This window comes from Actinopolyspora mortivallis (assembly GCF_003001495.1).
GTDB classification, from domain to species: Bacteria; Actinomycetota; Actinomycetes; order Mycobacteriales; family Pseudonocardiaceae; genus Actinopolyspora; species Actinopolyspora mortivallis_A.
In genome coordinates this window covers 376,631-401,521 of the sequence record NZ_PVSR01000001.1, presented here as the reverse complement: position 1 = coordinate 401,521, position 24,891 = coordinate 376,631, and the positions used below count along the sequence as shown (strand labels likewise).

The following is a 24,891-nucleotide window of genomic DNA, read 5'->3' as shown; positions in this document are numbered from 1 at the left end:
GGCGAGAACGGCGTCGGGACCGTTTCGGGGAATGCCCGGGCGCGGAGACGGACCTATCGTGGTCGGCGTGCGGATTCTGATCTCTGCCGACATGGAGGGGGCCACCGGCGTGACCGGCCCCCAGGACGTGATCGCGGGAACCGAACCCTGGCAACGGTTCCGCGAGCTGTTCACCGGGGACGTCAACGCCTGCGTGGCCGGCCTGTTCGCGGGAGGGGCCACCGAGACCCTGGTCAACGAGGCCCACTCGATCCAGCGGCATCTGCTGCTCGAACGGCTCGACTCCCGGGCCGGGATGCTCACCGGACGACACAAGCCGCTGTCGATGATGGAGGGGATCGACTCCGGAGTGGACGGCGTGGTCCTGCTCGGCTACCACACCGGCGCGGGCGCGGAGGGGGTGCTGTCACACACCTACCTGGAGAGCGGTCTGACCGGGGTGTGGTTGGACGGGGTGCACGCCAGCGAGGGAAGGCTGAACGCGGCCCTGGCCGCCGAACACGGGGTTCCGGTGCTGTTGGTGACCGGCGACGACCTGACCTGTGAGGAGGCCGGATCCTACGCCCCCCGGTGCCGGACCGTCCCGGTGAAGGAGTGCGTGAGCAGGTACGCGGCGGTGTGTGCCACCCCCGAACGCACGGCCGCCTCCATCCGGGCCGCCGCGGAGGAGGCCATGAGTTTGGCCGGCGGCGAGGAGCCCTCCGTCGGCGCACACCGCATCGAGGTGGAGTTCGCCGCTGCCCACCTCGCGGCGGCGGCCGCTCTCGTGCCCACTGTGGAACAGCTCTCGCTCCGGCGGATCGGTTTCGACGCCACGGACATGACCACGGCGATGCGGACCTTCAAAGTGGTCACCACCGTGGCCTCCAGGGCGGCCCAGGAGACCTACGGATGAGTCCGGCGGGGGCGAGGCGGCGGCCACGGGACCGCACCGCCGGAAGCGCTCACTCCCCCCACCGGGCCTGGCGCCACTCCACGCTGCGCGGGCACTCGCCGGTGCGCACGAACTCGTCGAGCGCGGTGCGCAGCTCGGAGAACCCGACCACGGAACTGCGCGGAAAGGTCAACGCGCTGCCCAGGTCGAAACGCAGTGTCGGCACCCCCTCGGGCTGGTCCCGGTTGTGGGTCTGCCAGGAGTACAGCTGGCCGTCCTCCTGCTCCTCGGTGAAGGTCAGCGCCCCCATCTCCTCCTCGGGGGAGGTGACCACGCGAATGTGCTGGTAGGGGCCGGGAACCTGGTCGTCCTCGTGCGGTCGGTCCCAGACGTAGAGGTGGCAGGCCAGCCCCTGTCGTGGGGGACGGAGCAGCCTTTCGACCAGGGCCCGTTTGCTCTCCTCGTCCTCGGCGTACTCCCGCCTGCCGTCGATGACCCCGGTGGCCACCATGATCCCGAGTTCCGTGTTGCGCGCCCCGGTGGCCTCGGCCCGGAAGGCGTCCAGCTCAGCGCGGGCCTCGCGCAGGGCGCGCAGTGTGGATCCCTGGTGGAAGACCAGGTCCGCCCAGTAGGGGTGTTCCATCACCCTGTTCAGGTCCGCGTAGGCGGACTCGACCGTCTCGACCAGTTTGTCCACTTGTTCCAGCGGGACGTCCGTGAGCCGGGCGAACACTTCCGAAAGGTTCTCCGGGGCAGCGGACTCGTCGTGCGACGGCGGATTCGACATGCTTTCCCCGCGTTTCCATCCGTGTACCCGATTGCCTGGTGGCACCGTTCGAACCCTCTCCGCCACCGGGCTGCCGTGATCATGTTGCCAGCCCGCCCTCGGAAGAGGGCGCGGCGGTGACCGAGCACGATCCCGCGGGGAAGCCTACCGAGGCCCCGGCCGGTCACCACCCCCGGGAGGGAGTCGGGCACGGAGCGTCGTGCCGCACCGGTCCCGGGGACACGGAGCGATCCGCCACACCGGCGTCCCGAGGAGGCCGTGTTGCTGCGAGGATCGGATCCCACCGCACAGTATCGATCGAGAGGACGGTATGTCGGACGGTTCCCACGCGCGCAAACACGCCGAACAGAGCCTGCGGGAGCTGGATCGGGTGGCCGAACACAACGAGGAAGCGCTGGCCGAGGCGGCGGGACTGCTGATCGAGTGCGTCACCTCGGGCGGGCTGATCCACACCGCCGGGGCGGGACACTCCCTGGCCGGTGTGATGGAGAGCTTCTACCGGGCGGGCGGGCTCGCCGCCGTACACCCGCTGTACCAACCCGAACTGCTCCCGCTGCACGGGGCGGCGACCAGCACGGCCACCGAACGCGAGGAGGGTCTCGCCGAGAGGACACTGCGGGAGGCCGGGGTGGACGGCACCACCGACATACTGGTGGTCTTCTCCAACTCCGGGATCAATCCCTACCCCGTCGAGCTGGCGGCCACCGCCCGGCAGCAGGGGTGCGCGGTGGTGGCGGTCACCTCCCGGGCGGCCTCCGCCGGGGCGCCGCGCCGCACGGCGGCGGGCACCCTCGCCGAACAGGCGACCCTGGTGCTGGACACGTTGGTTCCGCCGGGGGACACCACGTATCCGGAGTCCCGCCCCGCCACCGCCCCGGCCTCCTCGCTGGCCAACATGTTCCTGTGGAACCTGCTGATGGTGGAGACCTACGAACGGGCCGGTGCCCACGGAGTGGTCCTGCCGTGGTGGCGCAGCTCGAACGTCCCCGGTGGGGACGAGGCCAACGCCGCCCAACTGGAGCAGTACGGTCGACGGATCCCCCCGCTGCGCTGATCCACCATGGGCACGGGCCTGTTCGGATCGGGCACCCGAACGACCCAACTGGTCTAGACCGAACTGGAGCACCGCCGGGAGTCGGCACCGGCGCGCCCGGTCCCGGCGGGGATCCGCTCCCCGCCGGGACCGCGCCGTCGTTCACTCCTCCGAGGTAGTGGCACCGCTCAGCTCGCCGAGCCTGCGAAGCTGGGCCGCCCGCTCCGCGGCGAGCTGCTGCTCCGGGTCCTCGGCCTCGCTCGCCTGGGACAACAACGCCAGGGTCTCCCGTACGGCTCCCCGCGGTGCCCGCACCACGGCGTCGGCCAGCCGGTCGGTGGCCGCCTCCAGTTCCTCGGAGGCCACCACCGAGTTGGCCAGTCCGACACGCAGCGCCTCCTCGGCGGAGACCTCCCGCCCGGTCAGGCACATCTCCACGGCCCTGGAGTAACCGACGGTCTGCACCAGCGGAAGCGTGCCGCCCAGGTCGGGGACCAGGCCGAGACCGGTCTCCGCCATGCGGAAGCCAGCGTCCTCGGCCACCACCCGCAGGTCACAGGCAAGCGCCAGTTGGAAACCCGCCCCGATGGCGTGGCCACGCACGGCTGCGATCGTCACTCTTTCCGGGTCACGCAGCCAGCTGAACCCCTGTTGGAACGCGGCGATCTCCGCGTCCGCCTGCTCCACCGGACGGGAGGCCAACGAGAGCAGACCGGGCGAGCCGTCCACCTCCTCGGCCTCGAACAGGCGGCGGTCCAGCCCCGCGGAGAACGCCCGTCCCGTGGCACGCACGTCGACGACGCGCACCTCGTCGGCGAGGTTCTGTCCGATCTCGCGTAACGCCTTCCACGTGTCCGGCGTCTGCGCGTTCAGTCGATCCGGGCGGTCGAGCACGATCGTGGCACGGGCTCCACTGACCGTCAGCCGAACGTGTCCGCGTTCGAGCAGGCCGGGGTCAATTGCCGATTCCGTCAAGCGGTCCTCCGTCGCGATGCACCACAGTGGTCGAAGACGGGCACCACTCTAGGCCCGCTCCCACGGCGGTGCGGAGGCGGTCACCGAGCCGAGCCTTCGGACACGAGGCGGGTTACCGCCGGTCTCCCGCACGACGCTCCGGCCGGAGTCCTTCGACACACCGCGCGCGTCGTGGCCTCGGATGCCACCGCCGAACTCGGCGCTGCGGGCACGGCGTGCCCGGCACCACCAGCGTGCCGGGCACGCCGCACGACGGTGAAAGGTTATTTCTTCTTGGATCGGGTCGCTCCTCCGCGCCCGCGCAATTGCACTCCCGACTCGACCAACACGCGGTGGACGAAGCCGTAGGAACGGCCGGTCGCCTCCGCGAGTGACCGAATGCTCGCTCCCTTCTCGTACTTTTTCTTCAGATCACTGGCCAACTTGTCTCGTGCGCTTCCGGTGATTCGCGCACCCTTCTTCAGATCAACCACAGTCTCCCCGCCTTCCCCGTAGAACAGGTAGGGCCGTTCACGACCCCTGTCAAGCCAATGATCGAACAGGAAAGCCGGAAACGCCAGACGACCTCGGCAACAGATCCCCCACTGCCGGCAAATATATTCCTATTGATCTTGAAAATGCGATATGGGGAACCGAAAACCAAGATCAACAATTCGTTTCGGACACGGCCGAGGTCGCTGCGTCAGGATTGCCCGGGAAAAACACGCCCTCCACGGGAGAGATCCCGACCACACGGGGTTCCCCTCCCCGAGCGGGAAGCCCCCCCGCCCGAGCTCCTGTCGACCACGCACGACCGACAGGACGAACACTTTCCGAGAAAACGAACGCGTTCCGAGCGGCACGACCGGAACGGCCCGGGTCCGGAGATCAGGTCAGCTGGACCAGATCCATGTACTCCTCGGACCAGTGGTCCTCGCTGCCGTCGGGCAGCAGGATCACCCGTTCCGGTTCGAGCGCCTCGACCGCACCCGGATCATGGGTGACCAGCACCACCGCTCCGGTGAAACTGCGCAGCGCGTCCAACACCTGCTCCCGGCTGGCCGGGTCGAGGTTGTTGGTCGGCTCGTCCAGCAGCAGCACGTTCGCGGCGCTGGAGACCAGCCCGGCCAACGCCAACCGGGTCTTCTCCCCACCGGACAGGGTCCCCGCCGGCTGCTGGAGCTGTTCCCCGCTGAACAGGAAGGCCCCCAGCAGGGTGCGCAGCTCCTGCTCCGGGGTTCCCGGGGCCACCCCGCGGATGTTCTCCCACACCGTGGCGTCGGTGTCCAGGGTCTCGTGCTCCTGGGCGTAGTAGCCGATCCGCAGGCCGTACCCCGGCTGCACCTGCCCCGCGTCGGGCGACTCCATCCCGGCCAGCAGACGCAACAGCGTGGTCTTGCCCGCGCCGTTGAACCCGAGCACCACCACCTTGGAACCGCGGTCCACCGCCAGATCGACCCCGCTGAAGATCTCCAGCGACCCGTAGGACTTCGACAGTCCCCGGGCCGTCAACGGCGTGCTGCCGCAGTTCGCCGGAGCGGGGAAACGGATCCTGGCCGTCTTCTCCACGGCCTGTTCCTCGTCGAGGTCGGCCAGCATCTCCTCGGCACGCCGGGCCATGTTCTTGGCGGCCACGGCCTTGGTCGCCTTCGCCCCCAGCTTCTCGGCCTGGGCCTTGAGCGCGGAGGCCTTCTTCTCCGCGTTCGCCCGCTCCCGGCGCCTGCGCTTCTCGTCGTCGGCGCGGGCCTCCTGGTAACGCTGCCAGTTCATGTTGTACACGTCGGCCTCGCCGCGCACCGCGTCGAGGTACCAGACCTTGTTGACCACCGCGTCGATGAGTTCCACGTCGTGGCTGATCACCACGAGACCACCGTCGTGGGCCTTGAGGAAGTCCCGCAGCCAGGTGATCGAGTCGGCGTCCAGGTGGTTGGTGGGCTCGTCCAACAGCAGGGTCGTGTTGGAACGCCCACCGGGACCGGCCTCGGAGGCGGCGAACAGGATGCGGGCGAGCTCCACCCTCCTGCGCTGGCCTCCCGACAGGGTCCCCAGCGGCTGGTTCAGCACCCCGTCCGGCAGTCCGAGATTGCCACAGATCCGCCCCGCCTCGCCCTCGGCGGCGTAACCACCACGCGCGGCGAAACGCTCCTCCAACTTGCCGTACCTGCGAATGACGCGATCGCGCTCCCGCTCGTCGACGAGTTCGGCCATCTCGGTCTGGGCCTTGTCCATGTCGCGCAGGATCCGGTCCAGTCCGCGCGCGGACAGCACCCGGTCGCGGGCGGTGACCGAGAGGTCCCCCTCCCTCGGGTCCTGCGGCAGGTAACCGATCTCGCCGTGCCGGGTGATCTCGCCTCCGTAGGGCTCCCCCTCACCGGCCAGCACCCGCAGGGTCGTGGTCTTGCCGGCACCGTTGCGTCCGACCAGACCCACCCGGTCACCGGGCTGGACGCGCAGGGTCGCGTCCGAGAGCAGGATGCGGGAACCGGCCCTGAGTTCCAGGCCATTCGCAGAGATCAACGACAACTCCGGATCGAGACGTATCGGGCACACGAACTTACAGGGGCACAGCCACCCCCGGGACTCGGCGGGAACAGCGGACGCGTCGGGCGGGCGGACTCCCGCGTCCCGCTGCGGGACGCGACCCCACGAACCGAGGCGGCAGCCCGCGGAACAGCCATGCGAAACGGCCGGACGTCCGAGCCCGACGAGGTCACGAGCCACGGAAAGCGGCCGGTCACGAGCCGCACCGAGTATACCCGCCCCGCAGAGCGGCACGACAAGGATTTCTCCTCTCCGCCCACACTCCGCCGGCGTGCGGCGGACGGAGCACGGAGCACCACGTCGGAGCCGGCAGCGGGCCGCTCACCCGGTGGGTTCCCGGACCTCCACTTCCACGGCACGGGCACGGCGGGCGGCCTGCTCCAGCACCGAGCGCCGGGGTTCGGCCACGTCCAGCACACGGGGCTCAGCCCACCGCCACAGCTCGGCCAGCCGGGTGTCGGAGCCCAGCTCGGACAGCACCCCACGGTCCCCACCGAGCACCAGCCCCTCCAGCCGTTCCCGTTCCGGCAGGAGCACCTCGGCCACCGTGTCGGCCGCCGCGCCCACCGCCCTGCGCGCCTGGCCCTGCCTTCTGCGCGCGTAGCGCTTCTGGGACCAGCCACCGGCCTTGCTCCTGCCCTGCAGGTGATGCCGGTCCGTGGAGGAGAACAGCACCTCCTCCCCCTGGGCCACCCCGACACTGTGCGCCCCGTGCCGTGCCAGCACCAGCCCCGTCCGACGTCTCCTGCCGACGTGCTCGACCAGCCCGTCCACCTCCAGGCCGGGACGGGTTCCGTGGGGCGGGGAGAGTGCCTCGAAGGGAACGCGCACGGTGGCGCTCGCCCCATCGGAGGTGAGCACCCGGACGTGGCGGGGTTCCACCGTGGTGGACTCCGTCCCCCCGTGGTTCGCCGCGAAACGCTCGAACCAGCCGAGCAGCCTCTCCGGTTCCACCTCGACCGCTCTGCCGCCTCCCGGCAACTGTCGCACTCTGCTCACGACACGCTCACAGCACGAAGGTGTCCGACCACAGCTGGGTGGTACGTCCGGACAACGACTCCAACAGCGCCGCCGCCTGCTCGTCGGTCAACGAGGCGACGAAGTCGATGACCGCCCGACCACGGGCCATACGTTCCAGCGCCTCCCGGTCGGGCGGACCGTGCGAACCACCCGAGGGGGCCAACAACTCAGGGTCCCGGCGACGCATCCGCTCGAACTGGGCCACGGCGTGCTCGAACAGGTCGCGCAGCCGGTGCGGCAGGCGTGCGGACTCGCTGCGGTCGATCAACCACTCGTCCAGGGCCTGCACGAGCTTGCTCACCAGCCGGTCCTGTCCCCGCTGGTGCAGGGCCAGGTCGGGGCGTTGCAGCACGAACCGCCGGTGCACGAACTTCAGGATCTGGACCTCGTGCCACTGCTCGGTCTCCAGCAGCACGTGCCCGGAGCGGACCGTGGGTTCCTCCTCCACCCGGACACCACGCACCAACCGTCTGGTCCACGTTCCGGAGAAGGCGGCCACGGCCTGCTCGGCCTGCTTGGAACGGTCGAAGGGCTGTTCCAGCAGCTTGGTCACCAGGTCGGCCTGGACCTTCTTGACCGCGTTGACGAAGGCCTCGTCGTCGGCGATCCAGGAGTCCTTGGCGTGCAGCCTCCGGCGCAGGCTCTCCAGTGAGTAGCCCGGACGCTCGATCCCACGCTCCACCGCCCCGTCGTCCAGCGCGGCCAGCTCCGCGGAACGGCCCAGCCACTCGGTCAGCTCCGTGGAGACCGTGGCGTGCTGCAGGATCCCCACGCGGTGGAAGTCCTCCAGGTCGTGGATCGCGTAGGCGATGTCGTCGGCCGTGTCCATGATCGAGGCTTCCACGGTCTGCTGCCACTGCCGCAGACGTCCGGCGAACGGTGCCCGGCAGTCCAGCATGTCGTCGAGTTCCGTGCCGTAGCACGAGAACTTGGAGGCACCGGTTCCCGGCGCGTCCTCCGGTTCGGAGGCCCCGCGCGGAGGCACGGACCATCCGCTCGGATGGGGTTCGGGGCGGGACAGACGCGTCCACGGGTACTTCAGCAACGCCGCCCGCGTCGCGGCGGTCAGATCCAGTCCGTCCCCGCCGCCACCGCGCACGTCCACACTGCTGACGATCCGGAAGGTCTGGGCGTTGCCCTCGAAACCGTCCGCGATCCCGAAACGCTGCCGCGCCACGCGGTCCAAGACCCGTTCTCCCAGGTGGCCGAACGGGGGGTGTCCGAGGTCGTGGGCGAGTCCGGCTCCCTCGACCACGTCGAGATCACATCCGCCCAACCGCTCCAGGACGGCGCGGCTGTCGGCGTCCTCGAGCAGGCTCTCCGCGATCGCCCTGGCCACCTGGGCCACCTTGAGGCTGTGGGTGAGCCTGTTGTGCAGCAGCAGCCCCGAACCACTGGGACTGACGACCTGGGTGACCCCGCCGAGGCGGGCGAAGAAGGCCGAACTGGAGATCCGGTCCCGGTCGGCGCGGAACGGGCTGGAAGCCAGATCGGCGGGCTGGGCGGCCTCGCCGGGGGCCGCTGCCCCGGCGGAACCGGAAGCGCCACGCCGCGCGGTTCGCTCGATTGGCGGCTCGCTGTCCATGACGTCACGCTACCGCCTCACCGGCCCGCCCCACGGAGGCACCGTCCTCGTGGTCTGATGGCCCCGTGACGGACGTGCTGGTTGTGGGTGCGGGTCCCGCCGGGCGGTCCCTGGGGGCGGCCTGCGCGGACCTCGGACTGCGGGTGACCCTGGTCGACCCCGCCCCGGAGCGGGAATGGCCCCACACCTACGCGCTGTGGCGCGAGGAACTCCCGCCTCCCTTCGACGACACGGTCGTGGCCGCCGGCACCGACCGCATGACCGCGGTCGGCACCCGCGCCCACCCCCTGGAGGGCGAGTACTGCGTGGTGGACAACACAGCGCTGCGCGGGAGCCTGCACCGGAGATCGGTCCGCGAGGTGGCGGGAACCGTGCGCGCGGTGGAGGACGCCGGGACTCGCCCGACGGTGCTGCTGCGGGACGGCAGGAAACTCTCGGCGACGGTGCTGGTCGACGCCTCCGGCGGTAACCGGGTGCTCTGCGGGGGACGCCCCGCCCGCACGGCCAGCGAGCAAACCGCCGTGGGAGTGGTGCTCGACGCCGAGAACGCGGCTCCGCTGCTCGGCCGGGCGGGCGGGATCTTCATGGACTGGACCCGCCCCCCGCACGTGCGGCAGGGGTGGCCGACGTTCCTCTACGCGGTTCCGCTTCCGGGTCGACGGGTCCTGGTGGAGGAGACGGCGCTGGCCCGACGGCCGGGACTGCCCCTGGGCGTGCTGCGTGAGCGGCTGCGGAACCGACTGGCCGGTCGGGGGCTGGAACACTGCCCCCGGCTGGCCGAGGAGAGGGTGCGGTTCGTCCTGGACGATCCCGTGCCCGAGTTCTCCCGAACGGTTCCCTTCGGAATCGTCCCCTTCGGAGCCGCCGCCGGGTTGATCCACCCGGCCACCGGGTTCAGCGTGGGTGCCGTTCTCCGGCTGGCACCGCTGGTCGCCGGCGCCGTGTCCGCGGCCCTGGGGCGGGGTCCGGTGGCGGCGGCCGACAACGCCCGGCGGGTGCTGTGGCCGCCCCGGGCCCGACTCGCCCGTCATCTGCGGCTGCGTGCCGCCGAGGGGCTGCTCACGATGCCCTCCGAGGCCGTCCCCCACTTCTTCGACGTGTTCTTCACGATGCGCCGTCGGTGGCGGCACGCCTTCCTCTCGCCCACAGGAACCCCCGGCGAGTGCCACCGGGCGATGACGGAGCTGTTCCGCCACTCCCCCTGGTGGCTGCGTCGACACCTGGTTCTCGGCGGGCTCGGGTCCGGGCTGCTCGGTGGCCCACGACCGGATGAGAGGACCGAGGGGACGGGGCCACTTCCCCACGGAAAGGACGCGGAGCGTGGTGCTTCGTGAGCGCTGCGCTGTGGGAGTCACCACACCGCCCGCCCGCGATCGCTGTCACGGCAGGAACGAACGCGCTATGTTGTCGAAAGACTCTCGGACAGGAGCGTTGATATGTCGGTGAACACCTGGTGAACGGACTCGCTGAGCAAGCATGAATCCGGGCAGTATCGATCACGTGCTTGGACCGGCCGACGATGTGCGATTCGCGTTCCAGCCGTTGATCAACATCCGCACCGGAGCCGTGATCTCCGTGGAGGCACTGGCCCGTCCCGCCGACGGGCACGTCACCGAACTCTTCCGGAACGCCGCACGCGACAGGCGGGTCGGCACGCTGGACGTCGAACTGGCGGTCGCCGCCGTGGCACGGACCGCCGAACAGCAGTCCCTGCTGCCCCTGCACCTCAACGTCTTCGGCGGAACGGTCGCCTACGAAACCGACTCGCTGGACAGGCTGCACGACAAACTCACCGAGGTCGGACGTCGCGCTCCCGAGATCACCCTCGAACTGACCCCTCCGTTCGCCCGGCTGGAACGGGACAGGCTGTACGCCGGGGTCGACCGGTTGCGCTCCCACGGCTACCGGATCGCGGTGGACGGCGTGGGTGAGGGCGACGTCCCGCTGCGCACCATCACCGACCTCGCTCCGGACGCGGTCAAACTCGACCCGGGTGTGGTGCGGGGCCTGCCCGACGACCCCGGCTGTGTCGCCCTGCTGGACACGCTGCTCGGACTGTGCGAGACGATCGGTGCGGTGCTCATCGCCGAAGGGGTGGAACAGGAGCACCAGCTGGAAACGCTCCGCGGTCGCGGAGTCCGCACGGTGCAGGGGAACCTGTTGGCCGCCCCGGCACGCCGCCCGCCGAGTTCACTGCAGATCACGGAACCGGCCACCGAGATCAGCGGGTTCTCCGCCCGCCCTGATCCCACTCCCTCCGGCCCCCGGGTGACCGACTTCCTCTCCCCGGCGACCATGCTGCCCGACGACGTCACGGCGGACACGGTGCGCGGTGTGCTGGCCGATCACCCGGAGGTCAGCGGTGTCGTGCTCGTCGACGAGCACAACAGACCCGAGTACTCCATCGACCGCAACCGCTTCCTGCTCGCGGTCACCGGTCCCTACGGACACGCGCTGCACGCCCAGCGCCCCGCCTCCCGCCTCGCGGACGAACCCCGTGTGGTGAGCACGGCGACCACCGCGATGGAGGCCCTCAACCTGATCAGCGGCTCCGACCAGACCCGGGTCTACGACGACGCCGTGGTCGTGGACGAACAGGGCAGGTGCCTGGGCACCGTACGCGCGGTGCACCTGATCAGGGGGATGGCCGAGTTCCGCGCCGAACAGGCCGCCGCGCTGAACCCGCTGACCAGGCTGCCGGGCAGCGAGGCGATCGAACGCGACGTGAACACCCGCATCGCCGCAGGTGAGGTCTTCGCGCTGAGCTGGCTGGACATCGACAGCTTCAAAACGATCAACGACACCGCCGGCTTCTCGGCGGGGGACGAGCTGATCCGCTCGGTCGGCAGAAGCCTCACCGACGCCGCCACGACGTTGCGGTCGGTGCGGATCGGTCACGTCGGCGGGGACGACTTCCTGGTGGTCACCGACCTGGACGACCTGCTCTCCCTGGGAGAGGCGGTGCTCGACCCGCCCAGGCGGGTGGGGGAACTGAACGTGACCCTGTCGTTGTCGACCCTCGTGTGCGCCGGCAACGAGACGAACTCCTACCGTGAGGCCTCCCGGATGCTGGTTCCGTTGAAGGAACGGGCCAAGTCGCTGGCGGGATCCAGCTGGGTGATGTCGCGCATCGCTTCGGACCGCGTCGACGTGCTGCGGGGTTCGCCCCCCGACATCCCCTCCCAGGCCGATCCCGGCTTCCCCGGTCGGGACCCCGATCCTCCGGGACGTGGAGCCGAACACCGCGGCGACGGTCCCTGATCCCCCGGTCCGCGCGGCGTCGGCACCGGCCCTTCCACGAGAACGGACCCCGTGGGAGGGCGTTTCCCACGGGGTCCGTCCGGGACTCACGGCCCGCGAACACGCGGCCCGTGGTGGTTCAGAGGGTGAATCCGAGCGCTCGGAGCTGCTCACGTCCCTCTTCGGTGATCTTCTCCGGACCCCACGGCGGGATCCACACCCACTCGATGTGGAAGTCGTTGACCAGACCACCACCCGGTCCGCCGGTCAGCGCGGAACGTGCCTGCTCCTCGATGACGTCGGTCAACGGACAGGCCGGCGAGGTCAACGTCATCTCGATGGTCGCCGTGTTGTCCTGTTCGACCCGGACTCCGTAGACCAGGCCGAGGTCGACCACGTTGATCCCCAACTCGGGGTCGACCACGTCACGCATGGCCTCCTCGACGTCCTCGACCGCGGCCAGCTCCGCCGTGGCCGTCGAGGTCTCGGGCATCCCCTCGGCCCCGCGCACCACCTCGGTGTTGTCCCCGGCGTTCTGCCGGTGTTCGTTCTCGGTACTGGTCATGACGCTCCTACCTCGTCGACAACGCGCGATACGGCGTCCCGGAACGCCATCCACCCCAGCAGGGCGCACTTGACCCGCATGGGGTACTTGGCGACTCCCGCGAAGGCGACACCGTCCTCCAGAACGTCCTCGTCGGGTTCGACCTGGCCGCGCCCCTCCATGAGTTCGGTGAAGGCGGCCTGCTTGTCCAGTGCCTCCCGCAACGGACGTCCGACCACCAGATCGGTCAACACCGAGGTGGCCGCCTGACTGATCGAACAACCCTGTCCGGAGTAGGAGACATCCTCGACGGTGGCTTCCGTACCGGAACCGGTCAAGCGCACCCGCAACGTCACTTCGTCGCCACAGGTCGGATTCACCTGGAACGACTCGGCGTCGAACGGCTCCCGCAGCCCGTGTCGGTGCGGATTGCGGTAGTGGTCCAGGATGATCTCCTGGTACATCTGTTCGAGTTGCATCACCACGTCCTCAGCCTGCCGTCGGTGTCACCGCGAAGAAACGTTGTGCCTCCCGAACAGCATCCGCCAACGCCGTGACCTCGTCGAGCTCGTTGTAGAGGTAGAAGCTCGCCCGGATGGTCGCCGGCACTCCCATCCTGCGATGCAACGGCCACGCACAGTGGTGACCCACTCGGACCTCGACGCCCCGGTCGTCCATCACCTGGCTCGCGTCGTGCGGGTGGATCCCGTCGATCACGAAGGAGACCGCACCCCCGCGCTGCTCGGTGTCGGTGGGGCCGACGACGCGGACCCCCTCGATCGCCGAGAGCTCCCGCAGGGCGCGTTCGACCAGCTGGTGCTCGTGCCGGGCGATCCGCTCCATACCGACCACCGACAGGTAGTCCACGGCGGCGCCGAGACCGACCACCTGGGAGGTCATCGGAACCCCGGCCTCGAACCGCTGCGGCGGCTCGGCGAAGGTCGAGTGCTCCATGTGCACCAGCTCGATCATCGAACCGCCCGTCAGGAAGGGCGGCATCGCCCGGAGCAGCTCGTGCCTGCCGTAGAGCACCCCGATGCCGGAGGGGCCGAGCATCTTGTGCCCGGAGAACACGGCGAAGTCGACGCCCAGGCCGGCGAAGTCGACCGGCCCGTGCGGCACGGACTGACACGCGTCGAGCACCACGAGAGCCCCGACCTCGTGGGCACGCCGCACGACCGACTCCAGCGGGTTGACGGTGCCCAGCACGTTCGACTGGTGCGTCACCGCCACCACCCTGGTCCGCTCGTGCACCAGCGTGTCCAGCTCGGACAGGTCCAGACGCCCCTCGTCGGTCACCCCGAACCAGCGCAGGGTGGCACCGGTGCGCTGGCACAACTGCTGCCACGGCACGAGATTGGCGTGGTGCTCCATCTCGCTGACCACCACCTCGTCCCCCGGCCCGAGACGGAAGCGTTCCGCCTCGGGCCCGGACGTGGCCGCGTTGCTCATCGCGTACGCGACGAGGTTGACCCCCTCGGTGGCGTTCTTGGTGAACACGATCTCGTTGGTGTTCACCCCGACGAACCGGGCGATCCTGGCACGCGCACCCTCGTAGGCGTCCGTCGCCTCCTCCGCGAGCTGATGCGCACCACGATGCACCGCCGCGTTGGAGGTCTCCAGGAAGGATCGCTCCGCGTCGAGCACCTGACGGGGCCGCTGGGAGGTCGCCCCGGAATCCAGGTAGACCAGCCGGCGCCCGTCGCGCACCGTCCGCTGGAGAATCGGAAAGTCGGCACGGATGGCGGCGACGTCCAACGGCGCCGTCGTGGTGCTCGCACCCGTCTGCGCGGTGTCCTGCCCCCGGACACCGGGAGGCTCAACGGTCATGACTGCGCGGCCGCCTCCTTCTTGTTCGTGAAGCGGACGTAGCCGGACTCCTCCAGCTCGTCGGCCAGCTCCGGACCACCGGACTCCACGACCTGCCCGCCGACGAAGACGTGCACGTAGTCGGGCCGGACGTGCTTGAGGATCCGGGTGTAGTGGGTGATCAGCAGAACGCCCCTGTCCCCGTTCTGCCGGTAGCGGTTGATCCCGTCGGAGACCACCCGCAGCGCGTCGACGTCCAGCCCGGAGTCGGTCTCGTCGAGGATCGCGAACTTCGGGTTGAGCAGGTCCAGCTGCAGGATCTCGTGGCGCTTCTTCTCACCACCGGAGAAGCCCTCGTTGACGCTGCGCTCGGAGAACGACTCGTCGATCTCCAGGTTGCTCATCGCCTGCTTGACTTCCTTGACCCAGTGGCGGATCTGCGGCGCCTCACCCCGCGTGGCGGTGGCCGCGCTGCGCAGGAAGTTCGACATGGAGACGCCCGGGACCTCCACCGGGTACTGCATGGCGAGGAACAGCCCGGCGCGGGCGCGCTCGTCCACGCTCATCTCCAGCACGTCCTCACCGTCGAGCAGCACCGAGCCCGAGGTGACGGTGTACTTGGGGTGCCCGGCGACCGCGTAGGCCAGGGTCGACTTGCCCGAGCCGTTGGGGCCCATGAAGGCGTGGGTCTCGCCCGAACGCACGGTGAGGTTCACGCCGGTGAGGATCTCCTTGGACTCCTCCTCGGTCACCACGTCGGCGTGCAGGTCCTTGATTTCCAGGGTGGCCATCGTGTTCGTTCTTCTCCCGGTGTTGTCGCGAAAAGCCTTGTCCGACGCCGCGGGCGGCGGCGGTGGGCGGTGCGGTCGGAACGCCGCGGCGTTCCGACCGTGGCCGGGTCACTCCCCGACCGCCGCCAGTTCCTTGTCGATCGCGGCCTCCAGCCGCTCGCGCACCTCGTCGACGGTGATCTTCTGCAGGATCTCGCCGAAGAAACCCCGCACCACCAGACGACGGGCCTGGTCGTAGGGAATGCCCCTGGCCTGGAGGTAGAACAGCTGCTCGTCGTCGAAGCGTCCGATGGCACTGGCGTGGCCCGCTCCGGCGATCTCGCCGGTCTCGATCTCCAGGTTGGGCACCGAGTCGGCCCGGGCCCCCTCGGTGAGCACGAGGTTGCGGTTGAGCTCGAAGGTGTCCGTTCCCTCGGCGGCGGCCTGGATCAGCACGTCACCGATCCAGACCGAACGTGCCGAATCGCCCTGCAACGCCCCCTTGTAGGTGACGTTGCTGCGGCAGTTCGGCTGGGCGTGGTCCATCAGCAGCCGGTGCTCCTGGTGCTGGCCGCTGTCGGTGAAGTACACACCGAGGACCTCGGCGTCGCCGCCCCGGTCGGTGAAGCTGACCTTGGTGTTGACCCGCACGAGGTCCCCGCCGAGGGTGGCGGCGAAGTGCCGGAACACCGCGTCCTTGCCGAGACTGGCGTGCTCGGAGGACACCTGGGTGGCGTCGTCGGCGAAGTCGTGGATGGTGACCACCGAGAGGCGGGCGGAGTCCTCGACGATCAGCTCGACGTTATCACCGATCACCCCGGAGCCCCGGTAGTCCAGCACCACGGTGGCCTCCGAGAGGGGCTCTGCCCGCACCTGAAGGTGCCCGTAGGCGGTGGCCCCCTCTCCGGGACCGTGCACGGTGACGGTGATCGGCTCACTCGCCCTGGTGTCCTTCGGGACGGTCACCACGGTGGCCTCGGAGAAGGAGCACCACGACTGGGCGGCCACCCGGTCGGCGGGCGCACCGGCCCTGCCGAGCCGCTCGTCCTCGCGACCGACGGTCTCCACCCGGGCGGAGCTGTCCCCGGTGACCTCGACGCTCAGCGAACCGGTCGCCGCGGCGGAACCGTCGTGCAGTCCCCGCAGCCGCTTCATCGGAGTGAAGCGCCAATCCTCTTCACGACCCCCGGGAACCTCGAAGGCCTCCACGTCGTAGGAGGTGAAACGGTGTCCCCGGGAACTCCGCGGCGGAACCGCGGAGTTGGTCGTGCCCTGCTCGTCGAGGCCATCGCGGCCGGACGTTTCGAGAGTCGACTCCGTCATCAGCCGACGGCCCCTTCCATCTGCAGCTCGATCAAACGGTTGAGTTCCAGTGCGTATTCCATGGGCAGCTCGCGCGCGATGGGCTCGACGAAGCCACGCACCACCATCGCCATGGCCTCGTCCTCGGTCAGCCCACGCTGCATGAGGTAGAACAGCTGGTCGTCGCTGACCTTGGAGACGGTGGCCTCGTGACCCATCGTCACGTCGTCGACCCGCACGTCCACGTAGGGATAGGTGTCCGACTGGCTGATGTTGTCCACCAGCAGCGCGTCACACTTCACGTTGGAGGCCGAGTGGTTGGCGCGCTTGGCGACCTTGACCAGCCCCCTGTAGGAGGTGCGTCCCCCGCTGCGGGCGATCGACTTGGACACGATGGAGGACGAGGTGTGCGGGGCCATGTGCTCCATCTTGGCGCCCGCGTCCTGGTGCTGGTTCTCACCGGCGAAGGCGACCGAGAGCACCTCGCCCTTGGCGTGCTCGCCCATCAGGAAGACCGAGGGGTACTTCATGGTCACCTTGGAACCGAGGTTGCCGTCGACCCACTCCATGGTGGCGCCCTCCTCGGCCTTGGCCCGCTTGGTGACCAGGTTGTACACGTTGTTCGACCAGTTCTGGATGGTCGTGTAGCGGCAGCGCGCGTTGCGCTTGACCACGATCTCGACCACGGCGGAGTGCAGCGAGTCGGTCGAGTAGATCGGGGCGGTGCAGCCCTCGACGTAGTGCACGTAGGCACCCTCGTCGACCACGATCAGCGTCCGCTCGAACTGGCCCATGTTCTCGGTGTTGATCCGGAAGTAGGCCTGCAACGGGATGTCCACGTGGACGCCCTTGGGCACGTAGATGAACGAACCACCGGACCACACCGCGGTGTTCAGCGCGGAGAACTTGTTGTCCCCCGCCGGGATCACCGAGCCGAAGTACTCCTCGAAGATCTCGGGGTGCTCCTGCAGCGCCGTGTCGGTGTCCAGGAACTTGACGCCCTTTTCCTCGAGGTCCTCACGGATCTTGTGGTAGACCACCTCGGACTCGTACTGCGCGGCGACACCGGCCACCAGACGCTGCTTCTCCGCCTCGGGGATCCCCAGCCTGTCGTAGGTGTTCCTGATGTCCTCGGGCAGGTCCTCCCAGCTCTGGGCCTGCTCCTCGGTGGAACGGACGAAGTACTTGATGTTGTCGAAGTCGATCTCCGAGAGATCGGCACCCCAGGTCGGGGTCGGCTTGCGCTCGAACAGGTTGAGCGCCTTCAGCCGGGTCTGCAGCATCCACTCGGGCTCGCCCTTCTGCTGCGAGATCTCCCGGACCACGTCCTCGTTGAGACCACGCTGCGCGTTCGCGCCCGCGAAGTCGGGATCGGCCCAGCCGTACTCGTAGTTGCCGAGCGTGGCGAGGGTCTCCTCCTGGGACATCGGTTCGGAACTGGGCACCGTGGTGGGTGTGCGCTGCTCCGCAGCGGCAGTCATACGGGCTCCCCTCCATGAGGAATCGGGGCGGTCTCCTGCTGTTTCGGTTTCCGCTCGGCGGTCCCCTGCTCAACAGTCTCGCGGTCGGGTCCCGGGCGAGCTCTCCGCTCGGGTGTCCGACCTGTGGGGGACGTGCGTGGTGCAGGCCGCGTCGCCGTTGGCGATCGTGGCCAGCCGTTGCACGTGGGTGCCGAGGACTTCGGCGAAGGCCTCCGTCTCGGCTTCACACAACTGCGGAAAGTCCGCAGCGACATGCGCCACCGGGCAGTGGTGCTGGCACAGCTGCTCGCCCGAGCCGACGGTGCGGGTGGAGGCGGCGTAGCCCTCCCGCGTCAACGCGTCGGCCAGCACCCGGGCACGTTCGGCGACGGTCCCGCCGGCCGCCAACGCCTCCCGGTGGTGCTCCACGAGAGCGGCCATCCTCCGCTCGGCGAACGAACGGATCGCCTCCTCGCCGGACTGCTCGGCCAGAAAACGCAGCGCCGAGACGGCGAGGTCGTCGTAGGCGTGACCGAACCGGGCCCGACCCGCTTCGGTCAGCAGGAACAGCTTAGCCGGACGTCCCCTTCCCCGCCGACCACGGCGCGAGGACTCCCTCGTGCAGGCCTCGCCGTCGGCGACGAGCGCGTCGAGGTGTCTGCGCACCGCCGTGGCGCTGATGCCGAGGCGTTCGGCCACCGCAGCCGCGGTCACCGGCCCCTGCTCCAGCACCGTCCGGGCGACCAGGTGTCTGGTACGCCCGTCCCCGGCGTTCGGCGCCGGGGGCCGTGCGGCGTCCGGCGCCGCGGCGGCCGAGGGGCTCGCCGCGTCCGCGGGGGAGGTTCCGACGTTTTTCACAACACTGATGTTACCTAATTAGTCGACCCGCAGCAGCGGGCAGGGTCGACCACATGATTCGGATCACACCGCGGCCGGGAGGACCGCCTCGACGGCGGACTCCCCACCGCCCCTCTCCGGGAGGTGCCACGACGAAGTCGCCCTTGACACCCGAAGCCACGAGCGAGTAGCTAGGCTCGGTCGACATGGCAGCCGCAGCGACCGAGACGGAAGATCCCGGTGGGGACGTGTCCGAGCGGGACCCCCTCGGAGCGAGCACGCACCCCGGACCGGGCGAGCAGCGGAACCCCGCGCCGCTCGACGAGCGGGAGCGTCGCCAGCTCGCGCTCACCCGCCGCTTCGGGACAACCGGCTCCCTGCTGCTCGCCGTGGGGGCCATCGGAGCGGGAGCGGCCCCGGTGGACAACCCGGTCTCCGGGATGCGTCTGATCGGGCTGCCCGCCCGAATGCCCACCGTGGCCATGGCCTGCGCCTGGCTGGGCATGTTGATGATCGTCACCGCCTGGCTGTGGTTGGGCCGGTTCGCCGCCCCCGGACGGCCGCGCAGACTGTCCCGCCCCCAGCTCGGGCGCACCGTGGTGATGTGGGCCCTGCCGCTGGCGGTGGCCCCACCACTGTTCAGCCGCGACATGTACGCCTACCTCGCCCAGAGCGCCGTGGCGGCCAGCGGGGCCGATCCCTACCAGGTGGGACCCGACGCGGCGCTCGGCGTGGACCACCCGCTCACCGCGAACGTCCCCAACATCTGGCGCGACACCCCAGCGCCGTACGGCCCCCTGTTCCTCATGCTCGGCCGGGTGGTCGCCCTCGTCGTCGGCAACGACGTGGTCTTCGGCGTGCTGGCCTGGCGCACCATCATGATCGCCTCCCTCGTGCTGGCGATCTGGGCCATCCCCCGCCTGGCCGCCCGCTGCGGCGTGCACCCCTCCGGAGCGCTGTGGCTCACCGCGGCCAACCCGCTGGTGCTGTTCCACGTGGTCAGCGGGATGCACAACGAGGCGCTGCTGCTGGGAATGATGCTGGCCGGACTCGAACTCGGACTCCGTCTGCGCGGAACGCTCGGACTCACCGTGGGGGGCGTGATCATCGTGATCGCCGGGGCGGTCAAACCGCCCGCCTTCATCGCACTGGGGTTCTTCGGTATCCAGCTCGTCCGGCGCCGCGGCGGCGGCATGCTGGACCTGGTACGCACCGCCGCCCTGCTCACCGTGATCCTCCTCGCCACCATGGCCGTGATCACCCAGGTCAGCACCTGGGGACTCGGCTGGATGGAGACCTTCGACGTGCCGAACCGCATCAAGACGTGGCTGGCACCGATGACCGCCCTGGGCATGTTCGGCGGAGGCGGGGTCAGCATGCTGCTCGGGCTCGGCAACCACACCGACGCGATGCTGAGCATCACCAAGGTCGTCGGTTACGCGGGAAGCGCCCTGGTGTGCCTGTGGCTGCTGTGGCTGTCCTTTCGTGACCGGATCCGTCCCCTCACGGGCCTGGGCATCACCCTGGGCGCGGTCGCGCTGCTCGGGCCGGTGCTGCACCCCTGGTACCTGTTGTGGGCGCTCGCCCCGCTGGCCGTGTCGACCACCGACTCCCGGATCCGCGGCTCCATCATCGGCATCAGCGCCGTGGTCGCCCTGCTGGTCCCCCCCACCGGCATGGCCTACGTCCTGCGTGCCTACATGATCCCCTTCGCCGTGATCGCCGCCCTCGTCGCGTTCGGCCTGATTCTGCTGCTCCTACGGGGCAGATCCCCCGGGCTACCGTGGACCCGCGGTGAACGTGTTCCGACGGGGTCCTAGGCTGGCGGAGCGTGGAACCAGACGCCGACCGCGCTGCCGTGCGGGCGCGGGGACTGAGCAAACGACTCGGCGGCAACCTCGCCGTGGCCGATGTCGACCTGTCCCTGGACCGTGGGGAGGTCCTCGCCCTGCTCGGGCCCAACGGAGCGGGCAAAACCACCACCGTGGAGATCTGCGAGGGCTTCCTGCGTCCGGACGACGGGCGGGTGCGCGTGCTCGGCACGGACCCCTTCACCCAGGGGAACCGGTTGCGTCCCCGCATCGGCGTGATGCCCCAGGGGGGCGGGGCCTATCCCGGGGTGCGCGCCGGGGAAATGCTGCGGTTGCTGGCCTCCTGCTGCGCCACGCCCCTGGACCCGGAGTGGTTGCTGGCGACGCTGGGCCTGAGCGAGGTGCGCTCCACCCCGTACAAACGCCTCTCCGGGGGTCAGCAACAGCGCCTCTCCCTGGCCTGCGCCCTGGTGGGACGTCCCGAGCTCGTCTTCCTCGACGAACCCACCGCCGGAATGGACGCGCACGCCCGCAACCTGGTGTGGGAACTGATCACGGCCCTGCGCTCCGACGGTGTCGGCGTGCTGCTGACCACCCACCTGATGGAGGAGGCCGAGACCCTCGCCGACCGCGTGGTGATCGTGGACCACGGGCGGGTGCTGGCGGCGGGCAGCCCCACGGAGCTGACCTCCGGCGAGGAACGCGGACGTGAGTTGCGTTTCACCTCCCGTCCCGGCCTCGACCTCGAACTGCTGCTGGCCGCACTGCCCGAGGGGTGCTCGGCGTGGGAGAGCCGGCCCGGCCACTACCTGCTGCGCGGCGACATCGACCCGCAGACGATCTCCACCGTGACGGCCTGGTGTGCCCGGCACGGAGTGCTCGCCGACGAGCTGCGGCTCGGGCGACGCACCCTGGAGGACGTCTTCCTCGACCTCACCGGACGGGAGTTGCGCTCGTGACACGCGACGGCCTCGACAACCTGCGACCGGAAACGGGCACCGGCGTGGGGACGGACTCCACCACCTTCCCGCCGGGAACGTTCCGTCCGGCTCCCGGCAGGGCGAAAGCGGCACGGATGCTGCTCGCTCAGACCAGGACGGAGATATCGCTCACCCTGCGCCACCCCGAACAGACCCTGCTCACCCTGCTGATCCCGCTGGTGCTGCTCGTGGGACTGAGCACCCTGGAGTTGGGAATGCTCGCCCCGCCCCGCGTGGACTCCGTGGCTCCGCGCATCCTGGCGCTGGCCGTGATGTCCACGGCTTTCACCGGTCAGGCGATCGCCCTCGGCTTCGACCGCAGGTACGGGGTCATCAAACGGCTCACCGCCACAGCCCTGCCCCGATGGGTGCTGATCGCCGGGCGGGTGCTGGCCGCGTTGTCCGTGGTGGCGCTGCAAACGGTGGTGCTGTCCGCGACCGCGTTCGCACTCGGATGGCACCCCTCACCGTCGGGAGCACTGCCCGGCGTGCTGGTCCTCGTGCTGGGAACCCTGGCCTTCGGGGCAGGGGGTGTGCTGGTCGGGGGAGCGCTGCGGGCCGAGATCGTGCTCGCGGTCGCCAACACGGTCTGGTTCCTGCTGCTGATGGGCGGGGGGCTGGCCGTTCCCGCCCGACACCTTCCCGGGCCGATGAGCGCGGTCGCCGACTACCTTCCCTCCGGCGCGTTGGCCCGGGCACTGACCGCCTGCGCGGCCGGGGACGCCGCCCCGGTCTCCTCACTGTTCGTGCTGCTGGGCTGGGGGGTGCTGGCAGGGGGCCTCGCGATACGCACCACGAGGGTGAGCTGACGCACAACCCGGTGAAGAAGAACACCCGTTAGGGTGCGGATCATGCAGTCACGGATCGCGAGGAACGCCAAGAAGGCCCTCGAAGCCCCCCACGCGATGATCTACTTCGCTCCCGAGTTGGAACGGGAGACGACCGCCCTGGGCCTGGAGCCCGGATCCATGTCGTACTTCGCCGGACGAGCCGCCCCGATGGGACCGGTCGGACCGGGGGTGGTGGCGGCGACCTTCTACAACTTCAACCCGGAGCTGGTCGCGACGTGCGTCCCCAAGGCCTGGGAGATCGCCTCCCCCGAGGAGGTCGTCGCCGCCAGGTTCCGGGCCGCCTCGGCGGCCCTCGAACGACTGCTCGGCTCGGAAACGGTGCGCTCGGAGACCGTGCTGGAGGCGGCTCGGCTGGCCGAGGAGGCCGCCGAGGCGTGTCCGCCGGCGGGCAAACCGCTGTTCGCCGCCCACGCGGACCTGCCCCGACCGGAGGAGCCCCACACGCGGCTCTGGCACGCCCTGACCCTGCTACGTGAGTTCCGCGGCGACGCGCACATCGCCGCGTTGCAGCACGCCCTGATCGGCCCGCTGGAGGCGCTGGTGTTGCAGAGCGCCACGGGCAAGGGCATGAACGCGGCAACCCTGCGCCGCACCCGCCACTGGTCCGAGCAGCAGTGGTCGGAGACCGCAGAACAGCTGACCGAGCGGGGCCTGCTGGACGGCTCCGGTGGGCTCTCCGAACAGGGCAGGGAGTTGCTGGAGGAGGTCGAGCAGGCCACCGACGCGGCCTCGCTCGCGCCGTGGCGCCACCTCGGCGAGGACAAGGCCAACCTGCTCTTCGAGCACGGCTCGGCGTTGAGCGCACGGGTCGTCGAGAGCGGAGCCTTTCCCCGGGAGGCCTTCTCCCACCAGTAGGAACACCGTCGGGCCGCCCACGGAAACGGCTCGTCCGCGAGACCTCGACGAGCCCCCTCCCCGGGGTGACCCACGGCACCGATCCCGATCCCGGCGCCTCCCCCGGGGCGGCCCGCGCCTACCATCGACCCGTGCCGACGCTCTCGTTGCCCGCGCGGATATCCCGACCGTCCGCCCGCCTGGTCCGTGGTTCGGCCGTCGCGGTGCTGCTGACCCAGTGCCTGATCGCGGTCACCGGCGCCACCGTCCGGGTCACCGGATCCGGACTGGGGTGCCCCACCTGGCCGCAGTGCTTCCCCGGGAGCATGGTCCCGGTCTCCCACGCCGACATCGCGCCGCTGCACCAGGCGGTCGAGTTCGGCAACCGGCTGCTCACCTGGGTGGTGGCGGCGGCCGCGTTGGTCTGTCTGCTGCTGGCCTGGCGTGTGCGCCCGGCCCGCCCCCGGTTGAGGTTGCTGGCGGGTGCGGTGTTGATCGGCGTGCCGGTGCAGGCGGTGATCGGCGGCATGACGGTGCTGCTGGACCTGCTCTGGTGGAGCGTCTCGCTGCACTTCACGGCCTCGGCGGTGTTGATCTGGCTGGCCGGCCAGCTGGTGAAGGCCACCCGCGAGGGGGACCACCCTCCCCGGCCGGTGGTCACCACGGGCATGCGCCGGGTGCTGGTCGCCGCCTGTGTGGCGGCGGCGGGCATGGTGCTGGCGGGGACGCTGGTCACCGCCGCGGGCCCGCACGCGGGAGATCCCGCCACCCCCCGGCTCCCGGTGGCGATCACCCTGCTCACCCAGGTCCACGGCCTGTTCGTGATGGCCTATCTGTGCCTGCTGGCGGTGTTCGGGGTCTGGCTGCGCAACGCCGCGCCGACCAGGGGACTGTTGCGGGCCTACGCCGCGGCATGTCTGGTGGTGCTGGCGCAGGGAGTCCTCGGTTCCGTCCAGTACGCGATCGGGGTGCCGGAGGCCCTGGTCGTACTGCACGTGGCCGGGGCGACACTGGTGATCACCACGCTGTCGCTGCTGTGGGGCGAGTCCCGGTACCGGGGTCCCGCCCCAACCACCGAACCCCGGGAGTCGGCGGAAACGGGCGAACGAGCCCCCGCCTGACAGGGGAACGCGGAGTCCGTCAGCGCCTGCGTCGGGAGTCCCGTTCCCAGCGGCGCCACAGTTCCGGGATCTCCTCGGACAACCACTGGTAGAACTCGTGCACCGTCCGCAGCCTGCGGGCCCGTTCACCCTGACCGCTGAACATGCGCAGCCCGGACTCGAGCAGGCTCTCCAGCTCGACCATGCGATGCATACGCGCGCTGACCAGCTCGGGCCAGCGCTCCTCCTCCACGCGGTACAGCGCCGCCTCGCGGCCCTGCCGCGTGGTCTTGGAGATGATCCCCATGCGCAGCAGGAAGCGCACGTTGGTGCTCACCGACCCGGTGCTGGCGTTGAGCGCGTGGGACAGCTCGGCCGCCGTGCGTTCCGGGGGGTCGCAGATCAGCAGGAACGCCAGGATCCGTCCCGCGATCAGCGGCATTCCCTCGGTGGCCTCGAAGTGCGCCGCCATCTGCTCGATCCACTCCGACATCGCGGGGCGGTCGGTGCGCTGTGTGTACTCCGCCACTGCCCTGCTCGCTTCCCGTGTCGGACCACG

Annotated in this window: 23 protein-coding genes; 9 read left to right on the top strand and 14 right to left on the bottom strand. The window is 70.0% G+C overall.

The window, feature by feature from the left end; translation table 11 throughout:
* Positions 1–67 precede the first annotated feature (67 nt).
* Positions 68–895 carry a M55 family metallopeptidase gene (locus CEP50_RS01825; RefSeq protein WP_181188156.1) on the top strand — a complete coding sequence of 276 codons (828 nt, stop codon included), beginning with the start codon at positions 68–70 and terminating at the stop codon, positions 893–895.
* 49 nt (positions 896–944) lie between these two features.
* Here the strand turns inward: CEP50_RS01825 and CEP50_RS01820 are convergent, their stop codons facing one another.
* Complete coding sequence (locus tag CEP50_RS01820) at positions 945–1,661, bottom strand: Imm1 family immunity protein (RefSeq protein WP_106112143.1); 717 nt, start codon at positions 1,659–1,661, stop codon at positions 945–947.
* Positions 1,662–1,971: 310 nt separating this feature from the next.
* Between CEP50_RS01820 and CEP50_RS01815 the strand changes: the two genes are divergently transcribed.
* Positions 1,972–2,715 (top strand): sugar isomerase domain-containing protein, encoded by a 744-nt coding sequence (locus CEP50_RS01815; RefSeq protein WP_106112142.1) that lies wholly within the window; start codon positions 1,972–1,974, stop codon positions 2,713–2,715.
* 141 nt (positions 2,716–2,856) lie between these two features.
* Here CEP50_RS01815 and CEP50_RS01810 read toward each other — a convergent pair whose 3' ends face one another.
* From CEP50_RS01810 to CEP50_RS01790, 5 genes are all read right to left on the bottom strand, one after another.
* A complete protein-coding gene (locus CEP50_RS01810) occupies positions 2,857–3,669 on the bottom strand; it encodes an enoyl-CoA hydratase/isomerase family protein (protein ID WP_106112141.1) in 813 nt (270 codons plus the stop codon).
* Between the two features lie 263 nt (positions 3,670–3,932).
* Positions 3,933–4,142 (bottom strand): helix-turn-helix domain-containing protein, encoded by a 210-nt coding sequence (locus tag CEP50_RS20720; protein WP_017975887.1) that lies wholly within the window; start codon positions 4,140–4,142, stop codon positions 3,933–3,935.
* Positions 4,143–4,536: 394 nt separating this feature from the next.
* Positions 4,537–6,165, bottom strand: coding sequence for an ABC-F family ATP-binding cassette domain-containing protein (locus CEP50_RS01800; RefSeq protein WP_106112279.1), 1,629 nt, complete (start codon positions 6,163–6,165; stop codon positions 4,537–4,539).
* Positions 6,166–6,510: 345 nt separating this feature from the next.
* Positions 6,511–7,188 carry an acVLRF1 family peptidyl-tRNA hydrolase gene (locus CEP50_RS01795; RefSeq protein WP_106112140.1) on the bottom strand — a complete coding sequence of 226 codons (678 nt, stop codon included), beginning with the start codon at positions 7,186–7,188 and terminating at the stop codon, positions 6,511–6,513.
* A 7-nt stretch (positions 7,189–7,195) separates the two neighbouring features.
* Complete coding sequence (locus CEP50_RS01790) at positions 7,196–8,794, bottom strand: deoxyguanosinetriphosphate triphosphohydrolase family protein (RefSeq protein ID WP_106112139.1); 1,599 nt, start codon at positions 8,792–8,794, stop codon at positions 7,196–7,198.
* Positions 8,795–8,859: 65 nt separating this feature from the next.
* On the opposite strand from CEP50_RS01790, the gene CEP50_RS01785 reads away from it, so the two are divergent.
* Together CEP50_RS01785 and CEP50_RS01780 are read left to right on the top strand one after the other, a co-directional pair.
* Positions 8,860–10,128: a lycopene cyclase family protein gene (locus tag CEP50_RS01785; RefSeq protein ID WP_106112138.1), complete on the top strand. Its 1,269-nt coding sequence runs from the start codon at positions 8,860–8,862 to the stop codon at positions 10,126–10,128.
* Between the two features lie 142 nt (positions 10,129–10,270).
* Entirely contained in the window at positions 10,271–12,055 is a 1,785-nt protein-coding gene (locus tag CEP50_RS01780; protein ID WP_106112137.1) for a GGDEF domain-containing protein, read from the top strand.
* Between the two features lie 118 nt (positions 12,056–12,173).
* On the opposite strand, the gene CEP50_RS01775 is transcribed toward CEP50_RS01780, so the two are convergent.
* From CEP50_RS01775 to CEP50_RS01745, 7 genes are all read right to left on the bottom strand, one after another.
* Positions 12,174–12,527: a metal-sulfur cluster assembly factor gene (locus tag CEP50_RS01775; protein ID WP_211213043.1), complete on the bottom strand. Its 354-nt coding sequence runs from the start codon at positions 12,525–12,527 to the stop codon at positions 12,174–12,176.
* Between the two features lie 68 nt (positions 12,528–12,595).
* A complete protein-coding gene (gene sufU / locus CEP50_RS01770; protein ID WP_019853760.1) occupies positions 12,596–13,057 on the bottom strand; it encodes a Fe-S cluster assembly sulfur transfer protein SufU in 462 nt (153 codons plus the stop codon).
* Between the two features lie 10 nt (positions 13,058–13,067).
* A complete protein-coding gene (locus CEP50_RS01765; protein WP_106112135.1) occupies positions 13,068–14,408 on the bottom strand; it encodes a cysteine desulfurase in 1,341 nt (446 codons plus the stop codon).
* The gene (gene sufC / locus CEP50_RS01760; RefSeq protein ID WP_106112134.1) at positions 14,405–15,178 is read right to left on the bottom strand and encodes a Fe-S cluster assembly ATPase SufC; all 774 of its coding nucleotides are present in this window, start codon (positions 15,176–15,178) and stop codon (positions 14,405–14,407) included. The genes CEP50_RS01765 and sufC overlap by 4 nt, the downstream gene beginning before the upstream one ends.
* Positions 15,179–15,286: 108 nt before the next feature.
* Complete coding sequence (gene sufD / locus CEP50_RS01755) at positions 15,287–16,480, bottom strand: Fe-S cluster assembly protein SufD (protein WP_106112133.1); 1,194 nt, start codon at positions 16,478–16,480, stop codon at positions 15,287–15,289.
* Positions 16,480–17,940, bottom strand: a complete 1,461-nt coding sequence (gene sufB, locus CEP50_RS01750; RefSeq protein WP_019853756.1) for a Fe-S cluster assembly protein SufB — start codon at positions 17,938–17,940, stop codon at positions 16,480–16,482. Before sufB ends, sufD begins: the two co-directional genes overlap by 1 nt.
* Before the next feature lie 69 nt (positions 17,941–18,009).
* Positions 18,010–18,777: a helix-turn-helix transcriptional regulator gene (locus CEP50_RS01745; protein WP_106112132.1), complete on the bottom strand. Its 768-nt coding sequence runs from the start codon at positions 18,775–18,777 to the stop codon at positions 18,010–18,012.
* Positions 18,778–18,962: 185 nt separating this feature from the next.
* Between CEP50_RS01745 and mptB the strand changes: the two genes are divergently transcribed.
* From mptB to CEP50_RS01720, 5 genes are all read left to right on the top strand, one after another.
* A complete protein-coding gene (gene mptB / locus CEP50_RS01740) occupies positions 18,963–20,576 on the top strand; it encodes a polyprenol phosphomannose-dependent alpha 1,6 mannosyltransferase MptB (RefSeq protein ID WP_258174665.1) in 1,614 nt (537 codons plus the stop codon).
* Positions 20,577–20,587: 11 nt separating this feature from the next.
* The gene (locus CEP50_RS01735; RefSeq protein ID WP_219905257.1) at positions 20,588–21,526 is read left to right on the top strand and encodes an ABC transporter ATP-binding protein; all 939 of its coding nucleotides are present in this window, start codon (positions 20,588–20,590) and stop codon (positions 21,524–21,526) included.
* 116 nt (positions 21,527–21,642) lie between these two features.
* The gene (locus CEP50_RS01730) at positions 21,643–22,356 is read left to right on the top strand and encodes an ABC transporter permease (RefSeq protein WP_219905281.1); all 714 of its coding nucleotides are present in this window, start codon (positions 21,643–21,645) and stop codon (positions 22,354–22,356) included.
* A 42-nt stretch (positions 22,357–22,398) separates the two neighbouring features.
* Positions 22,399–23,253: an SCO6745 family protein gene (locus CEP50_RS01725; RefSeq protein WP_106112276.1), complete on the top strand. Its 855-nt coding sequence runs from the start codon at positions 22,399–22,401 to the stop codon at positions 23,251–23,253.
* A 131-nt stretch (positions 23,254–23,384) separates the two neighbouring features.
* Positions 23,385–24,353, top strand: a complete 969-nt coding sequence (locus CEP50_RS01720; protein WP_181188155.1) for a COX15/CtaA family protein — start codon at positions 23,385–23,387, stop codon at positions 24,351–24,353.
* Between the two features lie 19 nt (positions 24,354–24,372).
* Here CEP50_RS01720 and CEP50_RS01715 read toward each other — a convergent pair whose 3' ends face one another.
* Positions 24,373–24,861: a GbsR/MarR family transcriptional regulator gene (locus tag CEP50_RS01715; protein WP_019853749.1), complete on the bottom strand. Its 489-nt coding sequence runs from the start codon at positions 24,859–24,861 to the stop codon at positions 24,373–24,375.
* Positions 24,862–24,891: the final 30 nt, after the last annotated feature.

Coding starts and splice junctions, on each gene's coding strand:
- CEP50_RS01725 (WP_106112276.1), top strand. CDS start 22,399: ATGCAGTCACGGATCGCGAGGAACGCCAAGAAGGCCCTCGAAGCCCCC.
- CEP50_RS01775 (WP_211213043.1), bottom strand. CDS start 12,527: ATGCCCGAGACCTCGACGGCCACGGCGGAGCTGGCCGCGGTCGAGGAC.
- sufB (WP_019853756.1), bottom strand. CDS start 17,940: ATGACTGCCGCTGCGGAGCAGCGCACACCCACCACGGTGCCCAGTTCC.
- CEP50_RS01765 (WP_106112135.1), bottom strand. CDS start 14,408: ATGACCGTTGAGCCTCCCGGTGTCCGGGGGCAGGACACCGCGCAGACG.
- CEP50_RS01820 (WP_106112143.1), bottom strand. CDS start 1,661: ATGTCGAATCCGCCGTCGCACGACGAGTCCGCTGCCCCGGAGAACCTT.
- sufU (WP_019853760.1), bottom strand. CDS start 13,057: ATGCAACTCGAACAGATGTACCAGGAGATCATCCTGGACCACTACCGC.
- CEP50_RS01815 (WP_106112142.1), top strand. CDS start 1,972: ATGTCGGACGGTTCCCACGCGCGCAAACACGCCGAACAGAGCCTGCGG.
- mptB (WP_258174665.1), top strand. CDS start 18,963: ATGGCAGCCGCAGCGACCGAGACGGAAGATCCCGGTGGGGACGTGTCC.
- CEP50_RS01730 (WP_219905281.1), top strand. CDS start 21,643: ATGCTGCTCGCTCAGACCAGGACGGAGATATCGCTCACCCTGCGCCAC.
- sufC (WP_106112134.1), bottom strand. CDS start 15,178: ATGGCCACCCTGGAAATCAAGGACCTGCACGCCGACGTGGTGACCGAG.
- CEP50_RS01790 (WP_106112139.1), bottom strand. CDS start 8,794: ATGGACAGCGAGCCGCCAATCGAGCGAACCGCGCGGCGTGGCGCTTCC.
- CEP50_RS01780 (WP_106112137.1), top strand. CDS start 10,271: ATGAATCCGGGCAGTATCGATCACGTGCTTGGACCGGCCGACGATGTG.
- sufD (WP_106112133.1), bottom strand. CDS start 16,480: ATGACGGAGTCGACTCTCGAAACGTCCGGCCGCGATGGCCTCGACGAG.